General features: G+C 44.7%; 10 protein-coding genes. All 10 read right to left on the minus strand.

The window, feature by feature from the left end; translation table 11 throughout:
- Nucleotides 1–6 precede the first annotated feature (6 nt).
- The 10 genes from ICN26_RS07830 to aceE all read right to left on the minus strand — a co-directional run bounded on the left by ICN26_RS07830 (nt 7) and on the right by aceE (nt 14,793).
- Nucleotides 7–1,188, minus strand: a complete 1,182-nt coding sequence (locus ICN26_RS07830; RefSeq protein WP_216267907.1) for an ABC transporter substrate-binding protein — start codon at nt 1,186–1,188, stop codon at nt 7–9.
- A gap of 21 nt (nt 1,189–1,209) precedes the next feature.
- Nucleotides 1,210–2,019: an enoyl-CoA hydratase/isomerase family protein gene (locus ICN26_RS07835; RefSeq protein ID WP_216267908.1), complete on the minus strand. Its 810-nt coding sequence runs from the start codon at nt 2,017–2,019 to the stop codon at nt 1,210–1,212.
- 21 nt (nt 2,020–2,040) lie between these two features.
- Nucleotides 2,041–3,576: an AMP-binding protein gene (locus ICN26_RS07840; protein WP_216267909.1), complete on the minus strand. Its 1,536-nt coding sequence runs from the start codon at nt 3,574–3,576 to the stop codon at nt 2,041–2,043.
- Nucleotides 3,569–4,063, minus strand: a complete 495-nt coding sequence (locus ICN26_RS07845) for a (2Fe-2S)-binding protein (RefSeq protein ID WP_216267910.1) — start codon at nt 4,061–4,063, stop codon at nt 3,569–3,571. The genes ICN26_RS07840 and ICN26_RS07845 overlap by 8 nt, the downstream gene beginning before the upstream one ends.
- 1 nt (nt 4,064) lies before the next feature.
- Nucleotides 4,065–4,898 (minus strand): FAD binding domain-containing protein, encoded by an 834-nt coding sequence (locus ICN26_RS07850; protein ID WP_216267911.1) that lies wholly within the window; start codon nt 4,896–4,898, stop codon nt 4,065–4,067.
- The gene (locus ICN26_RS07855) at nt 4,895–7,879 is read right to left on the minus strand and encodes a xanthine dehydrogenase family protein molybdopterin-binding subunit (protein WP_216267912.1); all 2,985 of its coding nucleotides are present in this window, start codon (nt 7,877–7,879) and stop codon (nt 4,895–4,897) included. Before ICN26_RS07855 ends, ICN26_RS07850 begins: the two co-directional genes overlap by 4 nt.
- Nucleotides 7,880–8,006: 127 nt before the next feature.
- On the minus strand, nt 8,007–8,867 hold the full coding sequence (locus ICN26_RS07860) for a helix-turn-helix domain-containing protein (protein ID WP_216267913.1): 861 nt from the start codon (nt 8,865–8,867) through the stop codon (nt 8,007–8,009).
- Nucleotides 8,868–8,976: 109 nt separating this feature from the next.
- Nucleotides 8,977–10,758: a dihydrolipoyl dehydrogenase gene (lpdA, locus tag ICN26_RS07865; RefSeq protein WP_216267914.1), complete on the minus strand. Its 1,782-nt coding sequence runs from the start codon at nt 10,756–10,758 to the stop codon at nt 8,977–8,979.
- Nucleotides 10,759–10,767: 9 nt separating this feature from the next.
- A complete protein-coding gene (gene aceF, locus ICN26_RS07870; protein ID WP_216267915.1) occupies nt 10,768–12,081 on the minus strand; it encodes a dihydrolipoyllysine-residue acetyltransferase in 1,314 nt (437 codons plus the stop codon).
- Between the two features lie 15 nt (nt 12,082–12,096).
- On the minus strand, nt 12,097–14,793 hold the full coding sequence (gene aceE / locus ICN26_RS07875; RefSeq protein WP_216267916.1) for a pyruvate dehydrogenase (acetyl-transferring), homodimeric type: 2,697 nt from the start codon (nt 14,791–14,793) through the stop codon (nt 12,097–12,099).
- Nucleotides 14,794–14,955: the final 162 nt, after the last annotated feature.

The following is a 14,955-nucleotide window of genomic DNA, read 5'->3' on the forward strand; positions in this document are numbered from 1 at the left end:
GATATATTAAAAACGAGTGCATGCATCAGGGCCAATTGCCTGATCCGATGGAACTCTTCCAACAATATTAAATTCGCCATTCTCCACGCGGACAGCAAACATATCTTGCATTGCCTGATGATCACCAGCACGCATCTTCTTGGTGCCCTGTGGAGTTTGCCAGCTTAAATCATCCATTGCTGTCCGAACTTTGTCGGTTTCAGTAGACTTCGCTTTTTCTACGGCAGCTTTATAAAAATATAAAAGTCCATATGAATCTGCGCCATAAAGATCAGGTAGCTTGTTATAAGCTTTCTGGAAATCAGTAACAAACTTTTTATTCGCTGGATTATCTAACTTAGGAGAGTAGCCAACACCTGTTACAAATCCATTTGCAGACTTCCCAATAGCGCCCATATTTTGAGAAGTAACTGTGCCAGATGCTCCAACAAGTGTCACCCCTTTATTTAGACCATACTCTTCCATTTGTGAGAATAACCGTACAGTATCGTTTCCAGCCACTGAGGTATAGATCACATTAGGCTTAGCGGCCCTTACTTGACCAAAGTATGGTGAATAATCCTTATTATCGAGTGGTGCAAATACTTCGCCAACATCTTTAGCGCCTTTTTCAGTAGATGCCCTCTTAAATGCTGACACAGTACTACGCCCCATCTCATAGTCAGGTCCGATAAAGAATATATTTGACTTGGGAATTTCTTTATCAACCCATGCAGCTAATGCTGCAGACTGCATGCCTGCACGTGCATTTACACGGAATACATTGGGTGAGCATTTATCTCCCGTAATCGAATCCGCAAATGAAACCGATGTTGCAATTAGCTTATTATTGCGCTCGGCCACCTGCCCTACTGCCAATGTAGATCCCGAATTAACAGTACCAGTTAAAAAATCAACCTTTTCTACCTGGAATAATTTCTCTGCCTTTTGAGTTGCAACTGCAGGATTTGCCTCTTCATCTTCATAAATCAAATTAATTTTTCGACCATTAATTCCACCAGCAGCATTAATTTCCCTTGCGGCGAGATCTAAGCCCATTTTGACCTGCTCGCCAATTGGGGTATAGGTTCCGGATAATGGTGTTACAACTCCAATTTTGATAGGACTAGATTGCGCAGAAACTAAAGATGCGCCAAGACACAAAGCTACAGCTAGAGCGATTTTTTTTGTTTCAAATTGCTTTTTCATGATGTACTCTCCTCAAAAAAATTAACGACCAACAAAATTTGGTTGACGCTTTCCATGAAAAGCTTCAACCCCTTCCTTAAAATCTTCCGAATTACGTAATCGGCTATAACAATGGCCCTCGACTTCGATTGCTGTAGTTAATAGGCAATCCTCTGTTTCATTCAGCATCTTCTTTGCTGTTCTCTGCGCCAAAGGCGAAAATGAACGTAGTTCATCCACCAATTTAGAAACGGCAGTAGTAAGCTCAGAATCTGGAACACACTCCGTTGCTACGCCCCATTCATATGCTTGCTGCCCTTTAATACGCCTAGAACGCATCACAATATCTTTGGTTCTAGTTATGCCGACCATTTTTTGTAAACGTGCAGATCCACCTGAGCCAGGAATTTGGCCTAATTTTTGCTCGGGTAACGCATAGAGAGTAGATTCAGCTGCTATACGAAAATCGCATGCTAAAGAAATTTCAAAGCCAACACCGAAACAATAGCCATGGTTTGCAGCAATGACTGGTTTTGTACAGCGCGTAGGCGCTGCAATATTCCATGCTAGTTTTGAAACGTGTTCTGGAGTTGCCTCCAAAAATCCTTTAATATCTCCACCACTAGAAAAGTGCTCCCCTTCAGCTCTCAATACAATAATACGTACGCGATCATCAGCATCTAGGGTCTCGAATGCAGCGCGTAATTGATCCCGCTGTGGCATCTGGATCACATTAAAAGGAGGCCTTTTTAAAACAATATCTGCTCTTTGTTGAGATTCATTAATCTCCACATAGAAACCATCAAGGTTATCAAGAATATTGCTAAAAGGATGCTTCAAAATTGTCGTCATAAGGTCTTTCTAGTAAAAAAATTAAGCTCTTTCATATTCGCCAGCAATCAACATACGCCGCAATACCTTTCCCACTGGTGACTTGGGAATTTCTCTAACAAAAACATATTCACGGGGGCGCTTAAAGTTGATCAAATCAGAACTACGGCAATATTCATCTAGGGCAATTGAATCTACAATTCCGGAGGCCTTAATGAAAGCAACTACTTTTTGGCCAAGGCGATCGTCTTTCAATCCCGCAACTGCAACCTCACTTACTGAAGGATGCAAAGACAGGATTGATTCAATCTCAACAGGGGAGATATTTTCACCCCCAGAAATGATCATGTCATCTACGCGACCAGTAACAAATAAGTCGCCTGACTCATCAAAGTAACCTGTATCACCTGTGAAATACCAGCCGCCCCGAATAGACTTTTGATCTGCGTCTGGGCGCTTCCAGTAGCCCTCAAACGCCTCATCTCCCGAGAGGTCACAAATAATTTGCCCCTCTTCATTGCATGATGCCAATTGTGTAGGCATAGTCTGTATAGACCCTTGATCTAACTTAACCACCTTAATGCGTGCATTTATTCCAGCCTTGCCAGCACAGCCTGGCTTAGCCACTGCGTTCTTATTAATAGTGTATGTATAGATTTCACTTGAGCCGTAATGATTTACGAATAACTCAGGAGAGAAAGCTTCACTTAGACTTATCAATAAAGCATCATGCATAGGAGCACCTGCAAATCCTAACTTCTTAACAGTTTTAACACGACTTGCATTGAAATTTTTTGACTGGAGCATGTCGTGATAAAGCGTTGGTACTAAATAGAGATGAGTCACTGCCTCCCGCTCAATTGCATCTATTGCCTTATCCACATCCCAACGTGGTACAGCAACATATGTGCCATTAACAATGCATAGAGATAGCAGTGTGCGCACGCCCATCGTGTGATACAGAGGCATTACACCTAAGGTCACCTCGGCCATTGCATACTGGTTTTGAGCCACATGTGCAATCCCTGCTGCTCGCTCAGCCCGCTGCTTTCTTGGGACACCTTTTGGCTTGCCGGTAGTACCAGAAGTGAAAAGCATGACAGAAATATCCTCAACGTGACCCTTTGCAATAGGCTCAAAACCTACCTGTATCAACTCCTCAAAATAGGTATATCCATCTGAGGCACCCTTCTCCGTGCAAAGAATGAAGGGGATTGATTTACTAGTTTCTGATTCCAAATAGTTACTCAGGGATACCCCCTCAACGAATGCTAATTTGACATCAGCATTTTGAGCGCAATAATCAATCTCATCAGACTTAGAACGCCAATTTAAAGGGACGATAGCGATACCTGCCATCTGACAAGCCCAATGAATAGTGGCTGCCTCATAGCGATTTTGTAAAATGGTCAAAATCCGATCACCGTTCCTCAAGCCTTTTTCATTAAAAAATTGTTGAATAGCGCCAATATGTAGCGCCCAATTTCCGTAGGTATAGCGCTTGTCACCATCTACGATTGCCAAGCTATCTGGATCACGCTCTACAGCCTGCAAAAAAGTTCTGCCTAAATCAAGCATGATCTCTCCCATTTTTGTGGGCCCTAGCTGAGGCAACTTCTAAAACTGCCTCGACTATTCCAACATATCCAGTGCACCGACATAAGTTGCCCGACAAACCCTCCCGAACCTGCAACTCAGTCGGATTTGAATTTTTGTTGAGTAGATCCTCAGCTGACATCAAAAACCCAGCCGTACAAAATCCACATTGAAGCGCATGATATTTTTTAAAGGCGCTTTGCAAATCAGACATCTCACCCGATTTCGAAATACCTTCTACGGTATTAACACTAGCACCATCAGCTTGACAGGCGAATATTAGACAGGAACGAATAACTTCTCCATCAAGCTCAACCGTGCATGCTCCACATACGCCATGTTCACAACCTGCATGGGTTCCTGTTAAGCCCAAATCATGCCGAATGAAATCAAGTAATGTAGTGCGTGATTCACAAGCAGCTTCGCGCTCTACCCCATTTAAAAATAGTGCTACCAAATGATTCTTCATTCTATTTAATCACTTTAAAATCTATAGCTTGTTGGCATGCACGCTTTCCAAGTGAGCGCATCAGATGTCGGCGTAATCCTGAAGTTGCAGTCGGATCCTCCCTAACCTCTGTTTCAGAGGCTAAATTGTCAATAAACTGGTTGATCTCATTCACAGAATTAGCAACGCATTTATATACCCGCGCGGTATCATCAATACCTCCAAACCCTATAGTCCAACTATTGCCTTCCTGAATGACTGCAACAGCTACTACTGCAAAATCTCCATGGCGATAACCGTACTCGGCGAATCCAAATTTGGCATCATGCCCACGAATTGGAAACTGGATAGACTCGATAAATTCATTTGATTGACGACAAGTTTGCAGCGCTCCTAGAAAAAAATCTTTGGCTTGAACTATTCGCCTTTTCTTTTTACTGACTAGTGTGACAGAGCCCTCTAATACGGCTAAGCCAAGAACTAATTCAGCGCTGGGATCAGCATGGGCAATCGATCCGCATACTGTTCCACGATTCCGAATTGGAGCATGAGCTATCCATGGGAACATCATGCTTAAAAGTGGCTGAGTCTTATCAAGATCAATCCACTTTTCTAATTCAGCCTGTCTAACACCGGACCCAACGAGTAGGACATCACCAGAAATACCAAAATTTTTGAGCTCTATAACCTTATTGATATCGATTAGATGATCGGGGCTAGCCACTCTCATTGCCAATACTGGGACAAGCGTTTGACCGCCAGCAATGATACGGGCATCATCACCATACTGGTCCAATAAATTTAAAATATCGGCTTGGGAGTTGACCTGGTGCATCACAAATGGAGCAGACTTCATTTACCAACTCCCAATATAGTAAAAAATCTGCTAAGCAAGAGTTTAAAGAAGCCTTCCTGTTTTGCGCCGGCTTCTTTTGCAAGTGCCCTAAATAGCTGATCTAAGACTAATCGAATCGCACCCTCTAATAACCTGCTACCAATTGCTGCAAGCTTTCCTGATACCTGAGCTTGGTAGTCATACTTTAAAAGAGTAGTGCCCCCATCATTCTTCAAGCTTACTTGACCTATCCCCAACGCCATTCCCAATGGACCACGACCTTCTCCACCCAAAGAAAAACTATCGGGATCTTGAATATTTGTTAAATCGACTTTGGCTACAAAGCGAGCCTTTGCAATACCAATTCGTACAACTGCTATGCAATCAAACCGAATACCATTGGATATAGATGTTTTGCAAATCGATTCACAGCCCGGAATAACATTCTTCAACCTCTCCGGATCAAGCAAAACTGTAAAGATATTTTCTGGAAGAATCTGCAACCTAACTTCGCCCTGAGCTTTCAAAGGATAGTAAGCATTCGACACCATTGAAGAAATCTGATTCGATGACTTATCAAGCTTAAGCAAACCCTTTTGTACAAGAAGCGCATGAATTCGACTTGGAGTTGCAGGCAGGACAATATCTTCGATATCTAATGCGTCTGCAATTGCATTTGCAATACAAACTGGAGTACTCATACTATTTCCTTCACCAATTCCTTTAGCACCCAAAGGAGTGAATGGGCTTGGAGATTCTTGGTGATAAATTTTGGGAGTGCAAATATCACTTGCAGTAGGTAAGCGATAGTCTGCAAAAGTTCCTGACAGAAAATTTCCATCACTACTATAGACAAACTCCTCAAAAAGAGCTGCCCCAACGGCTTGTGCATAGGCGCCATAAATCTGTCCATCTGCTAAGGCTGGGTTTAGTATTTTTCCTGCGTCGTGTACAGTAATATATTGATCAATCTTTGCGGAGCAAGTTTCTGGATCTATCTCGATCCCACAGGCATCAATAGCAAAACCATACGCAGCAGAAGTATTGATTCGATCACCCTCATCAGGCGCCTCTAAAACATCTGCGCTCCAAAAGTGCGTTTCCCGTAACGCAAGAATGGCTTCAGGTCCAAGAGCCTCTCGAATCAATCCCGGAGACCAATGAAAATTTCCGCATAATCTTGAGAAAGAAATACTTCTACTTTCATCTGCGGCTACCGATATGTTTCCATTTGCAAATATTAAGTCTTCTGGCCTTGCCTGTAGGGCGTGCGCTGCATAATCAGCAATTCGAGCCTTTAACTTTTCAGCTGCAAGAAATACTGTGCCCGCAACTGCTCCCGCAAAACGACTAGAATAATTTCCGGCGGCAATTGACCATGCATCTTTAGCAGTATCAAAATCTACGTTCACCTGAATTTGTGAAGGCAAGACGCCAAAAACGTCTGCTAATAGCTGGCTGATAACGGTTTGATGGCCTTGACCAGCTGGGGCTGAAGCGATATTAGCAGTAATATTTCCAGAAGGGTCAATACTCACAGTTGCCGAGGTGATCGCTCCATTTTTTGGGCCGGCTTTTGCTCTTTGCTCTTTTGTAAGAACGGTTGTGATGTAACCCATATTGGAAACTGAGGGTTCAACAATCGAGGAAATACCAATACCGTAGTAACGTCCCTCTTTTTTAGCCTGTTCCCTACGGTCCAACATTTTTCGAAACTCTGGAGAACTCTCCAGTATTTTTAAAGCCTGTTGGTAGTTGCCAGAATCTAGTAATGCTCCTGCGGCTGCCCGATATGGAAATTGCTCTTTTTGAACATAATTTAACGCTGCAATTTCTTGATGCGTTTTGCCTAACGTTTTTGCAATTTTATGAATTAAGCGTTCTAGGGCGTAATAAACCTGAGGACCGCCAAAACCCCTTACCAGTCCAGTAGGAGTTTTGTTGATCAATACAACACGATTACGAATTTTTAAATTCTGAATTTGATATGGGCCTGTCACGCACCCATGCATGCGATACAGGGTTGCTGGCTCAGGAGCCCTTAAATAGGCACCGCAATCTTCAATTTGATCGTAATCTAGCGCTAATATTTTTCCATTTTCATCCACTGCAGCGCGCAAATGAGTGTGGCGGGATGTTGCAGAAGTTGCTGCCTGAAGATGCTCTAGGCGATCCTCAATAAATTTCACTGGGGCACCAGCTTTACGCGATGCCAAGCAGCTCATAATGATATATGGCAAGACTGATTGCTTAACGCCAAAACTACCGCCTGAATCTGGGGCAACATGATGACGTAATTTTGTTCCGGGAATCTTGAGTGCAGCAGCCATGACTACCTGCAATGAAAATGGGCCCATAAAATTTGACGTTACTTCATATGAGGAGTCTGCCTCTCGCCATTGTGCAATCACCCCCCCTGTTTCTATTGGTGTACATGAATTGCGAGGATAGCGGATATCCACTTCAATGACACTGGAAGCCTGTTGGAATGCAGTATCTGGGTCGCCGTATTTAAATGAGCGATCTGAAACACAATTACTACCAATGTCATCATGCAAAATGATCGAAGTATCTGCTAGAGCAGCATCTACATCGACTACGGCGGGAAGAGGCTGAATATTGACCTCAACCTTCTCAACCCCGTCTTCTGCCAGCGCCCGTGATTCAGCAATAACAACTGCTATAGGCTCCCCTACATAACGAACAAACTCGCTAGCCAATACCCACTGACGCATGGGAGTTTTAACGGCAACCACTAATGGACTAGACCAGGCTTGCACGTCCTTGATGGTCAGAATAGCCCTCACACCCCTAATTAATAGTGCAGACTCAATGTCCACAGAAATAATTTTTCCATGAGCGATTGGAGAGCGCACAACTGCTGCATATAAGGTTCCAACAGGTAAAGGGAGATCATCGAGGTAGCGACCTCCCCCCGTCAGAAGAGCAACATCCTCTACGCGTTCACATGAGCTACCTAAATAGTTTGCACTTGGATTCAATCTACTCTTTTCAGCTAAATTTATGATTCATTCACACTGAAAGAAGCTTAATGATCGAATAAGCAGCATGCTTACCCTAAAGTCCGCCTACTTACCTTAGGGTCTGATTATATGCATCAGGTAAACCCTAGGAGTCTAGCTTTGGAGCCTTCTCTACTTGCTGACGATAAAGACTCGGAGTTACACCCTGGTGCTGTTTAAAAAACCGAGTGAAGTGACTTTGAGCAGAGAATCCAAGCTCATCACCAATGTCAGTAAGACTCCCACTCTTATCTGCGAGCGCATCAAATGCAAACTCCATTCTCAGGACATTTGCAAATACAATCGGTGAAAGTCCTGTGCAGCGCCTAAATAGCTCAAAAAAATGTGATCGAGAAAGATCGACACTTTGGGCAATAACTGAAATGTCTCCAAATCCCTGAGGAGAGGTACGCATAATATGAATTGCTTTTCGGATTCTAGGATCCATAAATACCAAAGTATTTCCGGAATTACGTAAATCACCCTGAGTTAAAAGATCGGCATCTTCCATAAAACTCAAAACGAGCTCAATCAAGGTGGATTCAAGATAATCATGAGTGATTTGGTCGGCCCACCAAAGCTCCATTGAAATTTTTTCGAGCGCCTGCTTTTGATGGACACCCAAAGCAGATAAATTGTTGATAAAAAATCGAGGGTGGCTACTAGCTAAGAATTTTTTACTAAATGATGCTAGCCACTTTGGCTCAAGATACAGCGCAAGCAAAATGGGATTTTCACCATTAACTGGCATATGCAGATAGGAATGTTCTTCCCAGGCATTTATGAGGACTGCATTGTCATCAGTTAATGGGCAACGTTGCTCTCTTACCTGAAAAGCGATATCAGGTCCTGCAACCTTGCATAAAATGTGACAGTGATGGTGGGCATGGGTTACTAGAGGGGCATCCATCTCGAGAAGCGCCACTCTACCAAACTCACCATGAAGAAGTCGAATTACTTTTGACATGCATTGAATCATCTCACATACATGCTAAGTCAACCTGTAATTCTCTTTTATTGCACTGCAAAAAAGTTATGATTTCTCAGGACTACAACACTAAAGAAGGAAATGCATTCTATTTTTTCTTTATTGGCGGTAAATCAGTGCAGTGACCAAGAGCAGCCTCTGCAGCTAAGCCAACAGATTCTCCCAGGGTTGGATGCGGATGAATCGTTTTGCCAATATCTACAGCATCAGCACCCATCTCTATAGCAAGGCAGACTTCGCCAATTAAATCGCCGGCATGCGTACCAACAATACCTCCACCAATGATGCGCTTACTGGTAGCATCAAAAATAAGCTTTGTGAAACCCTCATCACGTCCGTTAGCAATTGCCCTGCCGCTGGCTGCCCATGGAAATAAACCTTTTTCATAAGCGATTCCTTGAGCTTTGCACTGCTCTTCGGTCAAACCAGCCCAAGCTACCTCTGGGTCAGTGTATGCAACAGATGGAATTTGCTTAGCATCAAAGTAGGATTTTTCACCCGCAGCGACTTCAGCAGCAACGTGGCCTTCATGCACTGCTTTGTGCGCAAGCATGGGTTGGCCAACGATATCGCCAATAGCAAAGATGTTGTGCACGTTGGTGCGCATTTGATTATCGACTGGAACAAAGCCGCGCTCATCTACAACAACACCTGCAGTCGATGCATTAATCTTCTTGCCATTCGGCGTACGTCCAACTGCAACTAATACTAAGTCGTAAGTCTGCGGCTCTGAGGGAGCGCCCTCACCTTCAAAGCTAACCTGAATACCGTCAGCCTTGACTTCAGCTTTAGATGCTCGAGTCTTGAGCATAATGTTTTCAAAACGGCCGGCATTAAATTTCTCCCAGACCTTTTCTAAATCACGATCTGCACCTGCCATAAGGCCGTCCATCATTTCAGCAATATCAATACGGGAGCCAAGAGTGCTGTAAACAGTAGCCATCTCCAAACCAATAATGCCACCACCGATGACCAACATACGTTTTGGAATACTCTTGAGCAATAAGGCGCCAGTGCTATCTACGATACGAGGATCTTCTGGTAAGAATGGTAGTTTTACTGGTTGACTTCCCGCCGCAATGATCGCCTTCTGAAAGCGAACCACTTCTTTTTGCCCTGTTAAGTCTTGGCCATCACCCTTGGTTAACTCGACTTCAACGTGATTTGCATCTAGGAATCGACCCAATCCACGTACCACGGTAACTTTGCGCGCCTTTGCCATGCCAGCCAATCCGCCCGTTAACTTAGCAATGACTGAATTTTTGTAGCCACGTAATTGATCAATTTCAATCTTGGGGGCGCCATAGCTAATGCCATGCTTGGACATCGTTTTCACTTCATCCATGACTGCAGTCGTGTGAAGCAAGGCTTTCGAAGGAATACAGCCTACGTTTAAGCAAACACCACCTAAAGTTGAATAGCGCTCTATCAAGATAGTACTCATACCCAAATCGGCACTTCGGAATGCGGCACTGTAACCGCCTGGGCCAGCGCCAAGTACAAGTACTTCACACTCATGATCTACTTTGCCGCTGTATTGACCAGCAATAGGATCGCTCATTACAGGTGCGGCTACTGGAGGAGGCGTTGGAGTAGATGCTGCTGCAGCCATAACTTGAGGTGCAGTTGCTGTACCTACTTCAATCTCAGCTACGGCACTACCTTTACTGACTTTGTCACCAGCTTTGACGGAAATACTCAGAATAGTTCCAGCAGCATCGGCTGGAATTTCCATCGTTGCTTTATCAGACTCTAGAACCAGTAGTGGTTGCTCTTTTTGAATCACATCACCCACTTTGATGAGCACTTCAATCACTGGCACATCTGAATAATCACCAATATCGGGTACGAGAATAATTTGCTTAGTCATATTCTCTCCTTACAATGCTGCGCGACGGAAGTCAGACACCAGCTGGGCGATATAGACATTAAAACGAGTAGCCAAAGCACCATCAATCACTCGATGGTCGGCGCTTAATGACAATGGACAAATTAAGCGTGGCACAAATTGCTTACCATCCCAAACTGGCTTCATAGCAGCCTTGCTTACACCCAAAATTGCCACCTCAGGCGCATTCACGATCGGTGAGAAATAAGTGCCGCCGATACCTCCCAAGGAGGAGATAGTGAAACTAGCGCCTTGCATTTGATCTGGCTTTAGTTTGCCATCACGCGCAAGTGCAGCTAACTCGGAGGTTTCGCGAGCAAGCTCAAAGATACCTTTTTTATCTGCATCACGAATCACTGGCACCACTAATCCGTTTGGCGTATCGGCAGCAAATGCAATATTGAAGTACTTCTTCAATACCAAGTCATCGCCATCGATAGAGCTATTGAACTCGGGATACTTTTTAAGAGCAGCCACAGCAGCCTTCATCAAGAAAGCCAGCATCGTGATTTTGAGACCCTGCTTTTCATTCTCTTTATTGGTCAGCACTCTAAATGCTTCGAGATCAGTAATATCCGCATCTTCGTGATAAGTCACAGCAGGAATCATGACCCAGTTACGACCGAGGTTCGCGGCGGTTAACTTCTTAATACGATTTAATGGCTGACGCTCCGTATCACCAAATTTAGAGAAATCCACTTTTGGCCAAGGAATGAGATTCAGGCCGCCTAAGCTTCCACCAGATGCAGTCGATGCGCTGCCAGCACCACCACTCATTGCCGCCTTAACAAAAGCCTGTACGTCTTCTTGGGTAATTCTACCCTTGGGTCCAGAGCCTTTGACTTGGTGGACCGTCACACCGAGTTCACGAGCAAATTTGCGGACTGAAGGACTTGCATGACTGGCTGTTGGATCTACTTCAACCGGAGTATTGATAACAGGAGGTGGTGCTGGTGCACGCACAATTGGTGGCTCTACTTTGGGCGCTGGTGCAGTAGCAGGTTCGGCTTTTACCACTACTGGAGCTGGAGCAGTTTGTGCAACAGCTGGAACTGTATCTGCACCACTCTCTTCAAGCACAAGCACAATGGCGCCCTCTGAAATAGAGTCACCTACTTTAACCTTGACCTCTTTCACAAGACCGGAGTGTGATGAGGGAACATCCATTGTTGCTTTATCTGACTCCAGAACGACAATAGACTGCTCTTTCTCAACACGATCACCGGCTTTTACTAATACCTCGATCACGGGCACATCTTTGTAATCCCCAATATCTGGGACTTTAATATCAATTAGTTGGCTCATAGTATCTATCTCTTATCAAGCCGTCATTGGGTTTGGCTTAGTGGTATCAATGGCGTACTTCTTAATCGCTTCGGCAAGCATTTGGCGATCTAACTGGCCAGCATCTACCAAAGAGCGCAAGGCTGTGAGAACGACCCAGCGACGGTCTACCTCAAAGAAATCACGTAATTTTTCACGAGTATCGGAACGTCCAAAACCGTCTGTTCCCAATACCTCGAAGCGACGACCTAGATGTTGAATAGCTGGACGAATTTGCTCAGCAAACAAACGTACATAGTCAGTCGCAGCGATGATTGGACCTGCGGTATTTTTGAGGCACTGCTCTACATGAGATAAAGCAGGTGCGGCAGTTGGATTGAGAAGATTATTACGATGAACCGTATTCCAATTACGACCTAGCTCTGTAAAGCTTGGGCAGCCCCACAAATCAGAAGCGACGCCCCAATCTTTTTGCAAGATTTCAGCGGCCTCAATCACTTCACGGAAAATGGTTCCTGAACCTAAGAGTTGTACGCGCAATTTCGCATTGGCATCGCCAACTGACTTGAGTTTATACATACCCTTAATAATGTCTTGCTCTGCACCCTTTGGCATGGCTGGATGAGCGTAGTTCTCATTCATCAAAGTGATGTAGTAGTACACATCTTCTTGTTCAGCCAGCATGCGGCGCATACCATCTTGAATGACTACAGCTACCTCAAACGAAAATGAAGGGTCGTAACTAATGCAGTTTGGAATTGAAGCGCTCCATACTTGACTGTGTCCATCTTCGTGCTGAAGACCTTCACCATTCAATGTAGTTCTACCGGCAGTGCCGCCCAATAAGAATCCACGACTACGCATATCACCCGCAGCCCAACAGAGGTCACCAATACGCTGGAAACCGAACATGGAGTAGAAGATGTAAAAAGGCAACATCGGTACGCCATGGGTTGAGTATGAAGTGGCAGCGGCAATCCAGTCGCACATACCACCTGCTTCATTAATACCTTCCTGCAAAATCTGACCAGTCTTATCCTCTTTATAGAACATCAATTGATCATGATCTTCTGGAGTGTAGAGCTGGCCTAACTGATTCCAAATACCTAATTGACGGAACATACCTTCCATACCAAAGGTACGCGACTCATCCGGAACAATCGGAACAACTCGCTTACCCAAAACCTTGTCGCGCACAATCGTATTTAATATGCGAACAAAAGCCATCGTTGTGGAAATCTCACGGCCATCGGTAGTTGCCTCTAGCAATGGCGCGAATACCTCAAGCGCAGGAACCGGTAGGCTCTCAGCCTTCATGCGACGCTGTGGCAAGTAACCGCCCAACTCTTGACGACGTGCTTTCATGTACTCAAGCTCTGGACTTCCTTCAGCAAATTTCACTAAAGGCATTTCATCTAGCTGCTCATCTTTTACAGGGATCTCAAAACGATCACGAAAGCGGCGAACGTCATCCGCATTCATCTTCTTGGCTTGGTGCGCAATATTCATCGCCTCACCCGAGCTACCCATACCGTAACCTTTAATGGTATGAGCCAAAATAACGGTTGGCTGGTCCTTGTGATTTACCGCTGAATGAAAAGCTGCAAATACTTTATGGGGATCATGACCACCACGATTAAGCTGCCAAATTTCGTCATCACTCCAGTCGCTGACCAGCGCCTTTAACTCAGGTGTATTGAAGACGATTTCGCGGACATAGGCACCGCTTTTTGCTTTCATGGTCTGGTATTCGCCATCGACGATCTGACCAAGACGCTGCATCAAGATACCTTTTTTATCGCGAGCAAACAAAGCATCCCAATGACCGCCCCAAACAACCTTAATCACATTCCAGCCAGCGCCACGGAACTCACCTTCGAGCTCTTGAATAATCTTACCGTTACCGCGAACGGGTCCATCAAGTCGTTGTAAGTTGCAGTTCACTACAAAAATCAGGTTGTCTAATTTTTCACGGCCGGCCATACCAATGGAGCCAAGTGATTCTGGTTCGTCAGTTTCACCATCACCGAGGAAGGCCCAAACTTTTCTACCTTCCGGCTTAATGAATCCACGATCCTGCATATAACGCATAAAGCGCGCTTGATAAATAGCCATGATGGGGCCAAGACCCATCGACACTGTTGGGAACTGCCAGAAATCCGGCATCAACCAAGGGTGTGGATAGCTAGAAATACCTTTACCGCCAACTTCTTGACGGAAGTTATTCAGTTGTTCATCTGACAAACGGCCAAGCATGTAGGCTCGGGCATACACGCCTGGGGCAGAATGTCCCTGAACAAATATGAGATCGCCGCCATGCTCTGGAGATGGGGCGTGCCAAAAATGGTTAAAGCCGACGTCATATAAAGTTGCCGCCGACTGGAAAGAAGAAATATGACCGCCAACGTTCGTATCTTTATTGGCACGCAGTACCATAGCCATTGCGTTCCAACGTGTGTAGGAACGAATGCGATGCTCGACATTTTGATCACCTGGTAGGCGTACTTGCTGCTCTACAGGGATTGTGTTGATGTAGGGAGTCTCAGCATGAAAGGCTTGATTAACTCCATTGACTCGAGCATGAGAAATTTGCTGATCAATTAGATAGGCAGCACGCTCTGGACCCTCATTACGAATAACGCCATCTAGAGCTTGTAACCACTCTTGAGTTTCACCTGGATCCGCATCTTGTTTTCCTGCGCTACCCAAAATTTGTTCTGGAACCGCTGCCATAAACTGCCTCCATTAATTACATCGAATTTATTGATTCACTCTATAGCCAATATTCTAGGAAGGTCTATGGGTGTAAACAAGCAATTTTCCACATAATGATAGTATTTCTCACTATGTGGTATTTTGTTGCATCGCAATCAGCCTGCTGCCATGATCTGAATA

The organism is Polynucleobacter hallstattensis (assembly GCF_018881835.1).
In the GTDB taxonomy this organism is placed as follows: domain Bacteria; phylum Pseudomonadota; class Gammaproteobacteria; order Burkholderiales; family Burkholderiaceae; genus Polynucleobacter; species Polynucleobacter hallstattensis.